Consider the following 17,926-nt stretch of genomic DNA (forward strand, 5'->3'; position numbering starts at 1 on the left):
GTAAAATTGGAGAATATATGCACTAGGGGGTTTCAGGGTGGCGGAAGAACAGAAGAAAACGAATATACAAAAATTGGTGATTATTACCGGGCTTTCAGGAGCGGGTAAGACCCAGGCAGTTCGCTGTTTGGAAGACCTTGGGTTTTTTTGTGTTGATAACCTGCCGCCCATCTTAATACCCAAGTTTGCAGAACTTTTTGAGCAGGCCGAAGGCAAGATCGATAAAGTGGCGCTGGTAATGGACATAAGAGGAGGTAAATTTTTTGACAGCCTGTTTGAAGCTTTAAATTACCTCGATGAAAAGAACTTTAAGTATGAAATTTTATTTTTGGAAGCTTCTGATGAAACCCTGGTTCGCCGTTTCAAAGAGACCCGCCGGCGTCATCCTTTAGCTCCCGACCAGCGAATTCTGGAAGGGATTATAGAAGAAAGAAAGCGCCTTCAGGAATTGAGAGGGAGAGCAAGTAAAATTATTGACACCTCTGATATGACCAACCGGCAATTGAGAGAACAGGTAGCGGAATTATTTGGTGAAGTTAAGGATTATAAATTAATTATAACGGTTATGTCTTTCGGATTTAAGTATGGTGTTCCTCTGGATGCCGACTTGGTTATGGACGTGAGATTTCTGCCCAATCCCCATTACGTTCAGGAACTGCGCTCTTTTACCGGTCATGACCGGCGGGTGCGGGAATTCGTTATGAATTCTCCGGTGACAGCAGCCTTTTTAGACAAATTTATCGATCTTTTAAAATTTTTGCTTCCCTACTATGCGAAAGAAGGAAAAAGTCACCTGGTCATAGCCATAGGCTGTACGGGAGGACAGCACCGTTCGGTGGCTATAGCTAATAGGATTGGTCAGGAACTGAAGGGAGAAGATTTTCGCGTTTCGGTTAAACACCGAGACATCTTGCGAGCTACAGGGGCGGGTTGTTAACGGTGAACGCCATTAAATGGCTTTATCCAGGACTGAAAATCAAACGATGGTTGGGCCTGGCTTTCGTCGGTATGTTTCTGACTGGTATAGGGCTGGCCTTGGTTGTGGCCCCCAGGTTAATTGCCCTATTGCCGACGGCGAAGAGATTTTTGGGAAGCGGCCAGACAGCGCCTTTAGCCGGCGGAATAATTTTGATGCTGTTGGGAACTTTTTTATTTCTTACCGGCTTCCGCCGTATGGTTCGCTCTATCCTGGCGGTTATGCTGCCCCAAAATGAGGGCCCGATTGTGGAAGTTGTTTACCAGAAGCGCCATTTGCAAAAAGGCCCCCGGATTGTGGCGATCGGTGGAGGGACTGGTCTTTCCGTACTGCTGCGGGGACTTAAGAATTACACCAGTAATTTGACCGCTATAGTAACGGTTTCTGACGATGGCGGGAGCTCGGGGAGACTGCGGGGAGAATTGGGTATTCTGCCTCCTGGTGATACACGCAATTGTCTGGTAGCTCTGGCCGATACGGAAAGCTTAATGGAAAAACTGATCAATTACCGGTTTGACCAGGGAAAAGGTTTAGCCGGTCACAGTTTGGGTAATCTTTTGTTAGCAGCGCTTACCGACATAACGGGAGGTTTTGATAAAGCGGTAAAAGAGATAGGTAAAGTACTGGCCTTGCGAGGGCGGGTATTGCCTTCGACTCTGGATAATGTAGTTCTCTGTGCAGAACTTGAGGATGGAACTATAGTGGAAGGGGAGACCAGGATTTCTTCCTCCCGTGGCCGTATTCGGAAAGTATTCTTAAAACCTCCTGATGTTGCTCCTCTGAAAGAGGCCATAGAGGCTATCGAACAAGCGGATGCCGTGGTTTTGGGACCGGGCAGCCTTTATACCAGTGTCTTGCCTAACTTGTTAGTCAGGGGTTTAAGAGAGGCCTTAGAGAGGACGAAGGCTCCTATTTTCTACGTGTGTAATGTAATGACCCAGCCGGGAGAAACAACCGGTTACACTGCTTATGACCATCTTAAAGCCCTCGTTGACCACTGTGGTCCCGGGTTGGTGGATTACGTAGTGGTTAATGTGGCACCGATACCGAGAAAGCTTTTGGCTCGTTACCGGGAGCAGGGGGCATATCCGGTCCGGGTTAACCGCGCTGCTCTGGCCCGTCAGGGAGTAAAAGTGATGGAAGAACGACTGATAGACAAGAGCAACCTGATCCGTCATGATCCGGATAAACTGGCCCGGTGTATTATCAGACAGGTTTTGGCAGGCAGGAATCCGGCGGCCAGGCTTAAGATTTTAGAACACTATTTGGCAGAGAGGATCCGGGAGGCAAAAGGGTAGGAACAGAATAGTATTACCCATTTAAAGTGGGGGGCTGCTAATGTCTTTTTCCCAAAAGGTTAAAAATGAACTTGCCCGCAAGCTTTCACCAAGGAAATGTTGTCAACTGGCTGAGCTAGCAGGGTTAATCCGCATGGATGGAACAGTTCAAATACGGGGGAAAGAGGATATAGGAATTTTAGTCTCCACTGAAAACGCTGCGGTGGCCCGTAAAATATTTACTTTAACCAAGAAGTTATTTAAAATCCGAGCGGAGATTGTAGTAAGAAGGGGAGTTCGTCCCCGTAAAAATAATACCTACATGGTAAAAATTTTTTCCCAGCCGGAAGTAAAGGCCTTACTTCAAATTTTAGGTATCGACGGGGAGACCGGCGGTTTAGGAAGCGATTATTGGAACCCGAAGGTAGCTAAGGATTTTTGTTGTAGCAAAGCGTATCTCAGGGGTATATTTCTTGGAGGGGGTTCTGTCAGTGATCCAGAAGGGAATTATCACCTGGAAATAGTAACGGCAGATGAATTTCATGCCCGTAAAATAAAGGACATTATTAGCCGGTTTAACCTCCAACCTAAGGTTGCCCGGCGTAAGGAATGGTATGTAATTTATTTTAAAGAAAGCGAACAGATTATTGGTTTTTTAAATGTGGTAGGAGCTTATTCCGCTCTGCTTAAATTTGAAGATGTTCGTATCCGTAAGGATATGCGCAACCGAGTCAACCGGCTGGTCAACTGTGAAACTGCCAATCTTAACAAGACGATTAATGCTTCCTTGCGACAACTGGAAAATATAAATTATATTCAACAAGCTGTAGGCCTGGAAAGTTTACCTCGTAGTTTGCGGGAGATTGCAGAATTGCGCCTGCGTTATCCCGACATTAGTCTAAAAGAGTTGGGACAGCTTTTGACTCCTCCGGTAGGAAAATCGGGAGTTAATCATAGAATGCGTAAACTGGAAAAAATAGCTGAAGAATTAAGAAAAGGTAGCTGGCAGCAGAAATGAGGTTTGATGATAAATGAGAAATTACAAGAGATATTCTCTGCCGGGAGATAAAAATGCCTTGCAGTACTGGACTAAAATTGTTAGTCCCTGGAAGGTTATGCGCAATTTTGCCGTCATTCAGTTCTGTCGCTATTCACCTTCTTTAAAGCTAAAAAATATTCTGTACCGCAACCTTCTAGGCCTCAAGATCGGCAAAAATGTATCGGTGGGCTTGATGGCCATGTTTGATATTTTTTTCCCCGAACTGATTGTTTTGGGAGACAATGTTACGATAGGATATAATTGTACTATTTTATGTCATGAATTTCTAAGGCATGAATACCGGCTGGGGAAAGTGATAATTGGCGCCAATGCAACTATCGGGGCCAACACTACTATTCTTCCCGGGGTTACCGTCGGTGAGGGAGCAATTGTATCCGCCTGTTCATTGGTGAATAAAGATGTTCCCGCTTATACCATGGTGGGAGGAGTGCCGGCCAGGAGTATAGGGACGGTTTCCCGGTCAAAAGGGGAGACAAAGCATGAGGAAGAAGTTAGTTAGCGCCCTTCGAGACCCGTTTCAGAGCTGGTTTGTTCAGTTGTTGTTGGTTATTAACCTGCCGGGCGCTCTGCTGGGTTACCTGTGGTATGTCCGCCAGTTGCAAGAGACCCCGTTCATTTATTGGCCGGTGGTTCCGGACAGCCCGCTGTCGGCCACTTTTTTCAGTTTGACTTTGTTGTTTTGGTGGTTCGGGAAAAGGGTTCCCGTCTTGGAGTTGATTGCTTTCTGTAGTGTTATTAAATACGGAATCTGGGCCGGGGTAATCATTCTCTCATACTGGTTTTCCGGGGGTTCCCAAAGTTACATGGAATGGTTGTTGTTGATTTCCCACATAGGTATGGCTCTGGAAGGGTTTATTTACCTTCGCTACATGCGGCCCGGTTACTCGGAAATAGGATTGACTGTTGCCTGGTTGGCCTTCAATGATTTGATGGATTACGGCTTTGGATTGCACCCTTATCTTTTCACTGCCGGGCAGTTACCCTTGGCATTGCTTTCCGCTGTAGCTCTTACCGGATTGTTAGCTGCTTATCTCGGATTATTGAGTTCGAGGAAGATGGTGTTCAAGCGTAGTTCTTGAATAAATATTTACCAGCCTTTTGAAAGCAGGAAAAAGGTCAGGGAGAAAAGAATAATATAAATTAACGAAATTTTTTGACTTCAGGGAGTTGGAGAAAATGCGGATGGGTTACGGCCTGACCTTAGAACAAACTCAAAAATTGATTATGACTCCCGAGTTAAGGCAGGCCATCGTTATTCTACAACTATCGACGCTAGAGTTGGCGGAATATTTACAGCAGGCGGTTTTGGAAAATCCGGTCCTGGAAATCAAGGATGAGATGCAGGAGGATGAGGAAGCCTCTGATGGGGCTGTGGAAGATAAATTTGACCTCGATTGGCAGGAATATTTTGAGGACGGCAGCGACCTGGGATATGTTCCCCAACCGAGGGAAGAAAAGGATGAGTTTTCTTACGAACATTTTTTGACCCAGGCCCCGACTCTGCATGACCACCTCATGTTCCAGCTTCACCTGTCTCGGGTGCCGGAAAAAATTCGGCGCCTCGGAGAGTTTTTGATCGGTAACATCGATGAAGAGGGTTACCTGCAGACTTCTACCGAAGAGGTCGCCCGGCATTTTAATACTTCCGAAGCGGAAGTGGAAGAAGCTCTTAAATTGGTGCAGGGTTTTGATCCTCCCGGAGTGGGGGCCCGGAACTTGATTGAATGTTTATTGATCCAGCTAAAGGATCTCGGACATTACCAGCCGGAGGCAGAAAAAATAATAAAATTTTATCTTAAAGACCTTGCCGAGGGGCGTATTAATAAAATTGCCCAGGAGCTTGAAGTGAGCCCGCGCAAGATACAGGAAATTGCCGATCAGATTAAACAGCTAGATCCCAAACCGGGCCGGAAATTTGGCAGCCCAAACGATGTCCGATACGTGATACCGGATGTAGTGATCGAAAAAGTGGGCGGTGAATTTGTTGTCCTGGTCAATGATACGCTCACACCCAGATTGGGGATTAATCCTGTTTACAAAAATTTGCTTCAGGCAGGCGCGAGTTGTGACGATACAACCAGGAAGTTTCTGGAACGTCGTTTAAATTCGGCAGTTTGGATTATTAGGAGTATAGAACAGCGAAGGCTTACCCTATACCGGGTAGTAAACTGTATAGTGGAGTTTCAACGGGAATTTTTAGAAAAAGGTATTAAATATTTAAAACCTTTGAACCTGCGTCAGGTGGCGGAAGTCCTGGGAATGCATGAATCTACAGTGAGCAGGGCTACGGCAAATAAGTATGTGCAGACTCCCCAGGGAGTCTTTGAATTGAAATTTTTCTTTGCCAGTGGACTGGAAAGTATGGCCGGTAATTCTATTTCGGCAGAGAGTATCAAACGAACGATCCGGGAACTAATTGAAAAGGAGGATCCTCGAAGACCTCTTACCGATCAAGAAATCGCCAAGATCCTTGCACAACAAGGCATTAAAATAGCCCGGAGGACAGTAGCTAAATACCGGGACGAATTAGGTATACTTTCCGCTTTAAAAAGAAAGCGTTATTAGGAAGAGGCTTACTGCGGAACAGCAGTAGGCTTTTTTCTTTTTCGTGTAGCAGGCGCTTCGTGTTTCTGCTTTTTATCTAATCTTGGAAAAGGAATCCAAGCCCTTAGTGTTGAATACCTTTTCAAGGCATTCTCATCGCTCAATAGGCGTTATAGAAGAAAATTAATTTAGGAATACTAAGTTGAAAGAAAATGGAATAGGAAATTGTTTTTTATGTCTTCTAAAGATGAGGCATAAAGGGAGGTGACCTTTGACTATTCTAGTTACGGTAGTAAAACTTCCTGAAAGGGTAGCTATATAAAAAAATAAATAAAGAAGGGGGAATGTTTTATGGCAGTAAAGGTTGGTATTAACGGTTTTGGTCGCATTGGGAGAATGGTCTTCCGGGCTGCTTTAAATAATCCGGACGTAGAAGTGGTAGCGGTAAACGACCTGACGGACGCGGAAACAAACGCTTATCTCCTAAAATACGATTCCGTACACGGTATGTTAAATGCCCAGGTTGAGGCTAAAGACGACCAAATAATAGTTAACGGGCAACCGGTTAAAGTTTTGTCGGAAAGGGATCCTAAGCAACTTCCTTGGGGGGAACTAGGTGTTGATATAGTGGTCGAGTCTACTGGACTGTTTCGTAGTAAGGAACAGGCTTCGGCTCACCTGGAAGGCGGAAGCAAAAAGGTTATCATTACGGCTCCGGCCAAAAATGAAGATATAACCATTGTTTTGGGTGTCAATGAAGACAAATATGATCCGGCAAACCATCATGTAATTTCTAATGCTTCATGTACTACCAACTGTTTGGCTCCGCTGGTTAAAGTTCTTCATAACAACTTCGGCGTAAAAAGGGGATTGATGACCACGGTTCATTCCTATACCAACGACCAGCGCATACTGGACCAGGCGCACAAGGATTTGCGCCGGGCCAGAGCGGCAGGCGAATCCATTATTCCTACCACTACCGGTGCTGCTAAAGCAGTGGCGCTAGTATTGCCGGAGCTTAAAGGAAAGCTGAACGGCTTTGCCATGAGGGTGCCTACACCTAACGTATCCGTAGTGGATCTGGTAGCGGAGTTGGAGAGAGAGGTCACCGTAGAAGAGGTCAACAGTGCTCTCAAAGCAGCCGCTGAGGGCGAACTTAAAGGTATAATGGCTTATACCGAAGAACCGTTGGTTTCTCGGGACTTTAACGGTAATCCTCACTCTTCCATTGTGGATGCCCTGTCTACTATGGTCATGGAAGGAACCATGGTAAAAGCTGTTGCCTGGTATGACAACGAGTGGGGCTATTCCAACCGGGTTGTGGAACTGGCGGCCTATATAGCCTCGAAAGGACTGTAATTATTGGGAGCAAAAAAGGGGTCAGTTGAGAGTCCGTAATTGGGCTCTCCGGTTCTGGCCCTTTTTTCAGGAGGGTTGGTAATGGAAAAATTAACGGTGAGAGATCTGGATGTGGCGGGCAAAAGAGTACTGGTGAGGGTTGATTTCAATGTTCCTCTGGACGAACAGCGTAATATAACCGACGATACCCGGATTAGAGCAGCGTTGCCGACCATTAATTATTTGAGGGAAAATAAGGCTAAGGTTATTCTTGTTTCCCACTTGGGGAGACCTAAAGGCCAGGTTAAAGACGAACTGCGTCTGGACCCGGTAGCTCAGCGTTTAGCGGACCTGCTAGGACAGCAGGTAGTGAAAACCGACGAATGTATCGGGGAAGAACCCCAAAGGGCCATCGAGGCCATGGAGCCAGGCGATGTTGTGCTTCTGGAAAATGTTCGTTTCTATCCGGGAGAAGAAAAAAATGATCCTGAGTTTGCCCGGGCGCTGGCTCAACTGGCGGACCTCTATGTTAATGACGCTTTTGGTACCGCACATCGTGCCCATGCATCAACGGCCGGGGTAGCCCAGTTTTTACCGGCGGCAGCAGGTTTTTTGATGGAAAAGGAAATAGAAATTATGGGTAAAGCCCTTTCTGAGCCTCAACGTCCTTTTGTGGCAGTCATCGGAGGGGCGAAAGTATCGGATAAAATTGGGGTTATCCGTAACTTGTTAAACAAGGTGGATACTCTGGTTATTGGCGGTGGGATGGCCAACACCTTTCTCGTGGCTAAAGGATATTCCTTGGGCAAATCTCTGTATGAAGCAGATAAGCTAGACCTGGCCCAAGAGTTGATGAGGCAGGCGGAAGAGCAGGGTGTGAGCCTTTACCTGCCGGAAGACCTGGTGATAGCGGATAGGATGGCGGTTGATGCTTCTTCCCGGGTAGTAGCGGTGGACCAGGTTCCCGAGGAGTGGATGGCTTTGGACATAGGACCTAAGACGGCAGAGCGTTTCAGCGAGGCAATTAGAAGAGCTCAAACGGTAATTTGGAACGGACCTATGGGAGTGTTCGAACTGGAACCCTTTGCCCGGGGAACGGAAGCAGTAGCCCGGGCTATGGCCGAATCGCCGGGCACTACCATTGTAGGTGGAGGCGATTCTGTTGCGGCGGTAGAAAAGGTTGGAGTATCGGACCGGCTATCCCACATTTCCACCGGCGGAGGTGCTTCTCTAGAGTTTTTGGAAGGAAAAGAGCTACCTGGAGTAAAGGCTTTGTCTGATAAGTAAAATGAGAGGGGGAGGGAAGTGCGTAAGCCCATAATAGCCGGAAACTGGAAAATGCACAAAACCGGTGCAGAGGCGAAACAATTGGTAGAGGAATTAAAGGAATTAATAGCCGGGGTTGAGGACGTAGAGATAGTAGTATGCCCTCCTTTTACCGCTTTGGAGACGGTGACTGAATTATGTCGCGGTACAAACTTGACCGTTGGGGCTCAAAACATGCATTGGGAAAAAGAAGGGGCTTATACCGGAGAAATTTCCGGCCAAATGCTCAAGTACCTGGGCTGCCGGTACGTGATAGTGGGGCATTCGGAAAGAAGACAATATTTCGGGGAAACCAATGAAACGGTCAACAAAAAGGTGAAAGCGGCATTAAGCTGCGGTTTATACCCCATCGTTTGTGTTGGGGAGACGTTGGAACAGAGAGAAGCGGGTATAACAGCAGAGGTCTGCCGGAAACAGGTTGAGGAAGGTTTGGCTTCCTTGAAGGACGACCAGGTTTCCAGGGTGGTTGTAGCTTACGAACCGGTTTGGGCCATAGGTACCGGCAGAACGGCATCGGCTCGGGATGCGGAAGAGGTTATCAGCTATATCCGGTCGGTGGTAGCCGGGATGTATGGAGAAAAAGCTGCTGGGGAGATGCGAATTCAATACGGGGGAAGTGTAAAACCGGACAATATTAAAGAACTGATGGAACAACCCAATATCGACGGGGCCTTGGTGGGAGGAGCTAGTCTTAAGGCCCAGTCCTTTGCACAGATTGTTCGATTTGAAGGATAAAAGGGGCGAAAATTAGTGGCAAAAACGAAGCAATTTCTGATGCTGGTTATCCTTGACGGTTGGGGATTAAGAGAGGCAACCGGCGGAAACGCCATTGCTCAAGCCCATCTGCCCAACTACCGGTATCTTAAAAAAGAATATCCTTTTACTACCTTAAAAGCTTCCGGTGAATACGTCGGACTGCCGGCAGGACAGATGGGAAATTCGGAGGTAGGTCATCTTAATATCGGAGCAGGCCGGGTAGTTTATCAGGAACTCACCCGTATAAGCCGTGCTATTGAGGATGGCACGTTCTTTCGAAACCAGGTACTGTTGCAGGCGGTAGAGCATGCCAAAAGGAATAAGCGGGCCCTTCATTTGATGGGGCTTCTTTCCGACGGAGGAGTACACAGTCATATCCGCCACCTGTTTGCTTTATTGGACCTGGCCCGGCAGCACCGCCTGGAACAGGTTTTTATCCATGCTTTCCTGGACGGCAGAGATGTACCTCCTGCCAACGCTAAAGAATATTTTTTGGCTTTAAACGAGAAGTTACAGGAAACAGGCCTTGGTTCCGTGGCGACGGTCATGGGCCGTTACTACGCTATGGACCGGGATAAAAGGTGGGACCGTACGGAAAAGGCGTACCGGGCTATGGTCGCCGGTGAAGGATTGAAAGCTGCCATGCCCCTGGATGCGCTGGAGGCAGCTTATAATCGCGGGGAAACGGACGAGTTTGTTACACCTACGGTCATAGTACGGGAAAACGGGAACCCGGTGGCTACGGTCAAACCGGGAGATGCAGTGATCTTTTACAATTTCCGGGCCGACCGGGCCCGGCAATTAACCCGGGCTTTTGTAGAGAAAGATTTTACCGCTTTTGATCGTCCTGGAGGATATCTGGGGGTCCATTTTGTCTGCATGACCCAGTATGATGTGGAGATCCCAGCACCGGTTGCCTTTCCTCCCCAGAACTTGATCAATACATTGGGGGAGGTTCTGGCCAAAGAAGGGAAGCGACAGCTAAGGATTGCTGAAACGGAAAAATATGCTCATGTTACCTTTTTCTTTAACGGGGGTGTGGAGGAACCGAATCCGGGAGAGGACCGCATTTTAATTCCTTCCCCTAAAGTTCCTACCTATAACCTGAAGCCGGAAATGAGTGCTTACGAAGTTACAGAAACGGTTTTGGAGAAAATTAGAACCGGTGAGTACGATGTGATTATTCTCAACTTTGCCAATCCCGACATGGTCGGCCATACCGGGATCATGGAAGCAGCGGTTAAGGCCGTGGAAGCGGTCGATGAATGTATAGGGCGTATCTGGAAGGCGGTCCGGGAACGGGACGGGATTCTTATTATAACGGCCGATCACGGGAATGCGGAGCAAATGGTCGATCCTGAAACTGGTGAATCTCACACCGCTCATACGGATAACCCGGTGCCGTTCATACTCGTGAGCGACGAGTATAAGCATGCGCGCCTTAAGGAAGGTGCTCTGAAGGACATAGCGCCAACTCTTTTACAACTTTTGAATATAAGCAAGCCTTCCGAAATGACTGGAGAAAGTCTGTTGCAGGAAAAATATAAATAAACTAATGGAAAGGAGAGATAGAAATGACGATCATTACTGACGTGGTAGGTCGGGAAATTTTAGATTCTAGAGGAAACCCTACCGTAGAGGTAGATGTCTATCTGGAAAGTGGAGTTGTAGGGAGAGCAGCGGTACCTTCCGGAGCCTCTACTGGGGCGCATGAGGCGCTGGAGTTAAGAGACGGTGACAAAGAGCGTTTCTTGGGGAAAGGCGTCCGCAAGGCAGTAGAGAATATTAACGAGGTTATTTCCCCCGAGGTTGTAGGCATGGACGCTATAGACCAGAACGGGATTGACCGCCTGCTGTTAGAGCTGGATGGGACTCCTAATAAAGGTAAGTTGGGTGCCAACGCTATCTTGGGGGTTTCCTTGGCCGTGGCTAAAGCTGCCGCCAACGCACTGGGGTTACCGCTCTATCAATATATAGGAGGAGTCAACGCGCGGGAACTCCCGGTACCTATGATGAACATTTTAAACGGAGGCAAACATGCGGACAATAACGTGGATATCCAGGAATTCATGATCATGCCTGTGGGCACAGATACCTTCCCGGAAGCCTTGAGGATGGGGGTAGAAGTATTTCACCATCTCCGGGGAGTGCTAAAGGAAAAAGGTTTGAACACGGCGGTAGGTGACGAAGGCGGTTTTGCCCCTAATCTCAGCTCCAATGAAGAAGCCCTGGACGTAATCATGGAGGCTATAGGGAGGGCTGGGTATAAACCGGGAGAAGATATATTGCTGGCCTTGGATGTAGCCGCCACCGAGCTTTATGATGATGGGAAATACGTTTTCCCCGGGCAGGGTATAACCCGGACTTCGGAAGAACTAATTGATTTCTATAGCCGGCTGGTAGAACAGTATCCCATAATTTCCATCGAAGATGGCCTGGCGGAAGATGACTGGGAGGGATGGCGCCAGCTGACGGAAAAACTAGGCAAGAAAATACAACTGGTAGGCGACGATCTTTTTGTCACCAATACGGAGAGACTGGCGAAAGGGATTTCCAGCGGTACGGCTAACGCGATTCTTATCAAGGTAAACCAAATAGGAACTCTTACCGAGACTCTGGAAGCCATCGAAATGGCCAAGCGGGCAGGTTACACCGCAGTAGTTTCTCACCGGTCCGGAGAGACGGAAGACACCACTATTGCTCATATTGCCGTAGCCACTAATGCCGGACAAATAAAGACCGGTGCTCCTTCCCGTACCGACCGGGTGGCCAAGTACAATGAATTGCTTCGTATAGCCGAAGAATTGGATTATCTGGCTCTGTACCGCGGCAGGCAGGCTTTCTATAATCTTTCTTCGCCAAATTATTAATTAACAGGCAGGAAATTCTACCTTAGGCTAGAATCATTTTAAAGTCAAAATTTTGCGAAAATAGAAAGGGGGGATTGCAGCTTACCTGCCGGCACTCCTTCTTCTTGTATTCAAGGTTGGGTTGTGCTAGAATATATTTGTCTTATCATCGGCAGGAGGTGACAGGCGGTGAAAATAGTACTTACAGTATTTCAAGTAGTCGTCGCTCTAGCACTGATAGCTTCGGTCCTGTTGCAGTCGGGTAGAAGTGCCGGGATTTCTGGGGCTATCGCCGGGGGTGCTGAAGCTTTTTTCGGCAAGAAAAAAGGTATTGATGAACTGTTGAATAAGATTTCTGCTGTTCTAGCTATTGCTTTTTTGGTATTAACTTTGTTGTTATCATTGGTCTAAAGCCTTTTAGGGTTAGGTAAATATATCGGAGGAGGTAGATGGGCATGCCTGAGTCATTTTCCGGAGGTTTATATGTAGCTCCTATTGCCGGGATTATTGCCCTCATCTTTGCTGGATACCTGGTGGCAAGGATTAAACGAGTAGATCCCGGGACAGAGAAAATGAAAGAAATAGCGGAAGCTATTCATGAAGGAGCTATGGCTTTTCTTTTCCGAGAATACCGAACCTTGATTTATTTTATTTTGGCCATGACTATAGTTATTGTAGTGGCAGGAGTTATGACCCAGGGCGCCGGTAGTATGAAGCCTGCCACCGCCATTGCCTACCTGGTGGGTACCATCTGCTCGTTGGGAGCCGGGTTTATTGGAATGAACGTCGCTACCCTAGCCAACGTGCGGACTACCAATGCAGCCCGGCAAGGCGCCAACCAGGCTCTAGGAGTAGCTTTTTCCGGCGGCGCCGTTATGGGAATGTCAGTTGTGGGGTTAGGACTTTTAGGCTTAGGAATTATCAGTATCATTTTTAAAGACCCTGCTATTATCAACGGATTTGCTTTGGGAGCCAGTTCCATCGCTCTCTTCGGCCGGGTTGGTGGCGGTATCTACACCAAGGCGGCAGACGTAGGTGCCGACCTGGTGGGTAAAGTAGAGGCCGGTATTCCGGAAGACGATCCCCGTAACCCGGCGGTTATTGCCGACAACGTGGGAGACAATGTCGGTGACGTAGCCGGTATGGGTGCCGACTTGTTTGAATCCTATGTCGGTTCCATTATTGCGGGAATTGCCCTGGGTTCTGCCATGAGCAGCAACAGCGTTAACGCCGCTTTGTTGCCGATATACATAGCGGCTGCCGGTGTAATAGCGGCGATTATCGGTACTTTCTTCGTGCGTACCAACGAAGGCGCCCGGGCGCAGAGTGCCCTGAATACAGGAACTTTGGTGGCCAGTATCCTAGCTATCGCTTTCACCTATTTCTTATCCACCAGCCTGTTACCGGATATCGGCCTAAACGTATTTGGAGCCACAGTTGCTGGCCTGCTGGCGGGGGTTCTTATTGGTAAGATTACTGAATACTATACTGCCGACCGTTTCAATCCAGTTAAAGAAATAGCCAAGGCTTCGCAGACGGGAACTGCTACCAACATTATTGCCGGAATCAGCACCGGAATGATGAGTACGGCTCTGCCTATAGTTGTTATAGTGGTGGCCATCTTATTGGCTTATAAACTGGCAGGTCTGTACGGCATTGCTCTGGCCGCGGTAGGAATGCTCTCTACTACCGGAATGGTGGTGGCCGTAGATGCTTACGGTCCCATTGCCGACAATGCCGGGGGAATCGCTGAAATGTCCGGTCTCGAGCCGGGAGTTCGTAAGATAACCGATGCCCTGGATGCAGTAGGTAATACTACAGCCGCCATCGGAAAAGGTTTTGCCATAGGTTCTGCTGCTTTGACCGCTTTGGCGTTGTTTTCCGCTTATACCAAAGCGGCGGATATTCAAGCTATTGATATAACCCAGCCGAATGTGGTTGCCGGTCTGTTTATAGGCGGCATGCTTCCCTTCCTGTTTTCAGCTTTAACCATGCAGGCAGTTGGACGGGCGGCCTTCGATATGATTGAGGAGGTGCGCCGTCAATTCCGGTCCATACCGGGTCTGATGGAAGGCAAAGCTAGACCGGATTATGCTAACTGCGTGCGTATTAGTACTGGTGCGGCTCTGCGGGAAATGATTATTCCGGGTCTGCTGGCGGTGGTTGTACCCCTGGCCGTAGGACTTATACCAGGCCTTGGCAAAGAGGCCTTAGGTGGACTGCTGGCTGGAGCATTAGTCTCAGGTTTCTTGCTTGCAGTTATGATGGCCAATGCCGGTGGAGCCTGGGATAACGCCAAGAAATACATCGAAGGCGGTCAGTACGGCGGAAAGGGATCGGAAGCGCATGCTGCGGCTGTTAACGGCGATACGGTAGGAGATCCTTTCAAGGATACCTCCGGACCGTCCTTGAACATCCTGATCAAGCTGATGACTATTGTATCTCTGGTGTTTGCCCCGCTCTTTATGTAGCGTTCACGTAATCAAAAGTGTTGGGAGAAAAGTTCTCCCAACACTTTTTGAATTCATAGCAGAAATTGGTATACTATTAGTAAGGTGCTCCATACGGAGCTCTTTTATTTCCGTGTAAAAGGGGGAAGGTGAAATGAAACTCCAGGGCGATACCATGTGTTTTGCCTGCGGAGTGGATAATCCTATTGGTTTGAAATTGAGTTTCCGGGAAGAGAATGGGTTGTATATGACTGAATTCACTCCCCGAAAAGAATTTCAGGGTTGGGCAGGCATTCTGCATGGAGGCATCACCTCTACCGTTTTGGATGAAGTGATGGGTCATTATCTTTACACCAAAGGTTTATCCTCGGTGACCGTTGAGCTGCAGGTGAGGTTTCTTAAACCCATACCGGTGGAAGAAACGGTCAGAGCCTACGGAAAGGTGGTAGATGAAACCAGGCGATTGATTACAGCGGAAGCCTGGATAGAACTGCCGAACGGTGAAAAGGCTGCCGAGGCCCGGGGTAAGTTTTTGCTGGTTAAGAGGTAAAATTATGAGGAGGGGATAAATCATGACTAGAGATCAGGCCTGGGAATTGCTAAAGCGACATCTCAAAAATAAAAATTTGAGAAAACACTGTCTGGCCGTAGAAGCAGTTATGCGTCGCTTGGCGAAACATTTTGGCGAGGATGAGGAACTCTGGGGTCTAGCCGGACTTCTTCATGATATTGATTATGAAGATACTAAGGACAATCCGGAGCGTCACAGCCAAGTAGGTGCAGATTTGCTGGCGGAAGAAGGACTGCCCGAAGAGGTTGTCTACGCGGTCAGGGCGCATAACCATTATCATGGTCTCCCCCTTAAAAGTCTTATGGACAAGGCTCTTTACGCCACGGACCCTCTAACCGGGTTAATAGTGGCGGCGGCTCTTATTCACCCGGAAAAGAAACTGGCGGCCATTGATGTACCTTTCTTAATAAATCGGTATAAGGAAAAATCCTTTGCCCGGGGTGCCGACCGGGAAACTATTGATTACTGTAGTGAAATGGGCCTTTCGCTGGAAAAATTTATGGAATTGGGACTAGAGGCCATGCGGGGCATCAGCAATGAGCTAGGGTTGTAAAAAGTTTAAATTCATAAAATCAGGGTAATATTTATACATAATCAAAATTTTTATTTCTTCAGGGAGGCTTTAGTTTGATTACCAAAGAAGAAATACTCGCCTTCATGCGGGAAAAAACTTACAAACCGATGACGGCAGAAGAACTGGTTAATGCCCTAGAGGTCCGCGAGATTGAACATTTCTTGGCCCTTCTGCGGGAATTGGAGCAGGAGGGTAAAATAATCTTTACGCGGAAAAAAAAGTATGGTTTGCCGGAGAAGATGGGCTTGGTGGTAGGGAGACTTCACGGACATCCGAAGGGGTTTGCTTTCGTTATTCCCGACACCCCGGGGATGGAGGACGTTTATATTGGTGCCGATGGTCTCAACGGAGCTATGCACAATGACCGGGTGGTGGCCCGTGTCCATCGGAGACAGGTTGATGGGCAGCAGCCGGAGGGAGAGATAATTCGTATTTTGGAAAGGGCCAACCGGTTTGTAGTAGGAACTCTGGAACGAAGCCGCCATTTTGGATTTGTAGTACCGGACGAAACCAGGATTGCTCAAGATATATTTATTTCCCGGAACGACCTTAATGGGGCGCGTCAAAACGATAAGGTGGTCGTGGAGATTGTTCGGTGGCCCGAAAAAAGACGCAACCCGGAAGGAAAAGTGGTTGAAATTCTGGGTCGCCGGGGAGAGCCAGGAGTAGATATTATATCCATAATGCGGAAATACCAGTTGCCGGAAGAATTTCCTCTACCGGTCATGAAGGAGGCGGAGAAGATACCCCTTACTATCTCCGAAGAGGATCTCCAAGGCCGGAAGGATTTACGGGATTGGACAATTGTGACTATTGACGGAGAAGATGCCAAGGATCTTGATGACGCAGTTTCCATACAAGTACTTGACAACGGCAACTTTCTGCTGGGCGTGCATATTGCCGATGTATCTCACTATGTTAAAGAAGGAAGTGAGTTGGACCGCGAGGCCTACCGGCGGGGAACCAGTGTTTATTTGGTCGACCGGGTGATTCCCATGTTACCTCCTCGGCTTTCCAATGGTATTTGCAGCCTAAACGCCGGAGAAGACCGGTTGACGGTAACGGTTCTCATGGAGGTTGACCGGGAGGGACAGGTAGTTCGCTATGATATTTTTAAGTCCGTAATCCGAGTTAAAGAGCGTATGACCTATACTAATGTAAGGAAAATACTACTGGAAGAAGATCCAGTATTGATGGAACGGTACGGGGAACTAATAGGTAGTTTTCGCCTGATGGAACAGCTCTGCCGGATTTTATACCGGCGGCGGCTCGAGAGAGGGGCTATTGATTTTGATTTTCCCGAAGTCAAAGTAAGGCTTGATGAACAGGGTAAGCCTGTGGAGCTTATTAGAGTGGAACGAAGCATTGCCGAACAGATTATTGAGGAATTTATGGTACTGGCTAACGAAACGGTGGCCGAACATTTTTACTGGCTGGAAGCTCCTTTTGTTTACCGGGTGCATGAGAAACCCGACCCAGAAGCTGTGAAGCAACTCAATCAATTCTTAAAAAGATTTGGTTACCACGTCAAGGGAGTCGAGAATGAAATACATCCGAGGGCTTTTCAGGAAGTGGTTGAGCAGGTAGAAGGGAAGCCTTCGGCCAGAATCATTAATACGGTAATGTTACGCTCCATGAAACATGCCCGTTACGCCTCGCAGTGCCTGGGGCATTTTGGACTGGCTGCTCCCTACTACTGTCACTTTACTTCCCCCATCCGGCGCTATCCGGACTTGGTTATCCACCGGGTGATCGGTGAGATATTGAATAAAGGAGCTCTTTCTTCTCGGCGCAAAGCCAAGCTGGAGAGAAAGATGCCGGATTATGCGAAGCAGTCTTCCATAAGGGAATTGGTGGCGGAAGAGGCGGAACGGGAAACCCTGGATTTGAAAAAAGTGGAATACATGCAGAGGCACCTGGGCGATGTTTTCCCGGCGGTAGTCAGCAACGTAGTCCCCTACGGTATGTTTGTGGAAATGGAAAACCTGGTGGAAGGTTTTGTCCATGTTTCTACCTTGACGGATGACTACTATGAATACCAGGAGGCGGAGTTTTGCTTGTTGGGGCAGCATACCAGGAAGAGCTATCGCATTGGAGATATAGTTACGGTACAGGTGGTGCGGGTGGATACCGAAGCCCGTAGGATAGATTGTGAGTTGGTTTCCGGCTAGACGCTATATAGATAGGTTGGAGACAGTCCGCTTC

At 47.9% G+C, this 17,926-nt stretch carries 16 protein-coding genes; all 16 read left to right on the top strand.

Features of this window, described 5'->3' with window-relative positions; translation table 11 throughout:
- The first annotated feature begins 64 nt into the window (after positions 1 to 64).
- The 16 genes from rapZ (at position 65) to rnr (ending at position 17,892) form a co-directional block, all read left to right on the top strand.
- Positions 65 to 937 (top strand): RNase adapter RapZ, encoded by an 873-nt coding sequence (gene rapZ, locus KKC1_RS10305; protein WP_088554399.1) that lies wholly within the window; start codon positions 65 to 67, stop codon positions 935 to 937.
- A gap of 2 nt (positions 938 to 939) precedes the next feature.
- Complete coding sequence (locus KKC1_RS10310; protein ID WP_238134275.1) at positions 940 to 2,274, top strand: gluconeogenesis factor YvcK family protein; 1,335 nt, start codon at positions 940 to 942, stop codon at positions 2,272 to 2,274.
- Between the two features lie 40 nt (positions 2,275 to 2,314).
- Positions 2,315 to 3,271, top strand: a complete 957-nt coding sequence (whiA, locus tag KKC1_RS10315) for a DNA-binding protein WhiA (protein WP_088554379.1) — start codon at positions 2,315 to 2,317, stop codon at positions 3,269 to 3,271.
- Positions 3,272 to 3,284: 13 nt separating this feature from the next.
- Positions 3,285 to 3,812: an acyltransferase gene (locus tag KKC1_RS10320; protein ID WP_088554380.1), complete on the top strand. Its 528-nt coding sequence runs from the start codon at positions 3,285 to 3,287 to the stop codon at positions 3,810 to 3,812.
- Positions 3,793 to 4,392, top strand: coding sequence for a DUF1405 domain-containing protein (locus KKC1_RS10325; protein ID WP_088554381.1), 600 nt, complete (start codon positions 3,793 to 3,795; stop codon positions 4,390 to 4,392). The genes KKC1_RS10320 and KKC1_RS10325 overlap by 20 nt, the downstream gene beginning before the upstream one ends.
- 97 nt (positions 4,393 to 4,489) lie before the next feature.
- On the top strand, positions 4,490 to 5,878 hold the full coding sequence (gene rpoN / locus KKC1_RS10330) for an RNA polymerase factor sigma-54 (protein ID WP_088554382.1): 1,389 nt from the start codon (positions 4,490 to 4,492) through the stop codon (positions 5,876 to 5,878).
- A gap of 330 nt (positions 5,879 to 6,208) precedes the next feature.
- Positions 6,209 to 7,216 carry an ArsJ-associated glyceraldehyde-3-phosphate dehydrogenase gene (locus KKC1_RS10335; RefSeq protein WP_088554383.1) on the top strand — a complete coding sequence of 336 codons (1,008 nt, stop codon included), beginning with the start codon at positions 6,209 to 6,211 and terminating at the stop codon, positions 7,214 to 7,216.
- A gap of 81 nt (positions 7,217 to 7,297) precedes the next feature.
- Entirely contained in the window at positions 7,298 to 8,482 is a 1,185-nt protein-coding gene (locus KKC1_RS10340; RefSeq protein ID WP_088554384.1) for a phosphoglycerate kinase, read from the top strand.
- Positions 8,483 to 8,500: 18 nt separating this feature from the next.
- A complete protein-coding gene (gene tpiA, locus KKC1_RS10345; protein ID WP_088554385.1) occupies positions 8,501 to 9,256 on the top strand; it encodes a triose-phosphate isomerase in 756 nt (251 codons plus the stop codon).
- A 39-nt stretch (positions 9,257 to 9,295) separates the two neighbouring features.
- Entirely contained in the window at positions 9,296 to 10,828 is a 1,533-nt protein-coding gene (gene gpmI / locus KKC1_RS10350) for a 2,3-bisphosphoglycerate-independent phosphoglycerate mutase (RefSeq protein ID WP_202820039.1), read from the top strand.
- A gap of 23 nt (positions 10,829 to 10,851) precedes the next feature.
- A complete protein-coding gene (gene eno / locus KKC1_RS10355; protein WP_088554387.1) occupies positions 10,852 to 12,147 on the top strand; it encodes a phosphopyruvate hydratase in 1,296 nt (431 codons plus the stop codon).
- 168 nt (positions 12,148 to 12,315) lie between these two features.
- Complete coding sequence (gene secG / locus KKC1_RS10360; RefSeq protein ID WP_088554388.1) at positions 12,316 to 12,537, top strand: preprotein translocase subunit SecG; 222 nt, start codon at positions 12,316 to 12,318, stop codon at positions 12,535 to 12,537.
- A gap of 44 nt (positions 12,538 to 12,581) precedes the next feature.
- Positions 12,582 to 14,597: a sodium-translocating pyrophosphatase gene (locus KKC1_RS10365; protein WP_088554389.1), complete on the top strand. Its 2,016-nt coding sequence runs from the start codon at positions 12,582 to 12,584 to the stop codon at positions 14,595 to 14,597.
- A 133-nt stretch (positions 14,598 to 14,730) separates the two neighbouring features.
- Positions 14,731 to 15,126, top strand: coding sequence for a PaaI family thioesterase (locus tag KKC1_RS10370; protein WP_088554390.1), 396 nt, complete (start codon positions 14,731 to 14,733; stop codon positions 15,124 to 15,126).
- A gap of 22 nt (positions 15,127 to 15,148) precedes the next feature.
- A complete protein-coding gene (locus KKC1_RS10375; protein ID WP_088554391.1) occupies positions 15,149 to 15,700 on the top strand; it encodes an HDIG domain-containing metalloprotein in 552 nt (183 codons plus the stop codon).
- A gap of 74 nt (positions 15,701 to 15,774) precedes the next feature.
- The gene (rnr, locus tag KKC1_RS10380; protein WP_088554392.1) at positions 15,775 to 17,892 is read left to right on the top strand and encodes a ribonuclease R; all 2,118 of its coding nucleotides are present in this window, start codon (positions 15,775 to 15,777) and stop codon (positions 17,890 to 17,892) included.
- Positions 17,893 to 17,926: the final 34 nt, after the last annotated feature.

The organism is Calderihabitans maritimus (assembly GCF_002207765.1).
In the GTDB taxonomy this organism is placed as follows: Bacteria; Bacillota; KKC1; order Calderihabitantales; family Calderihabitantaceae; genus Calderihabitans; species Calderihabitans maritimus.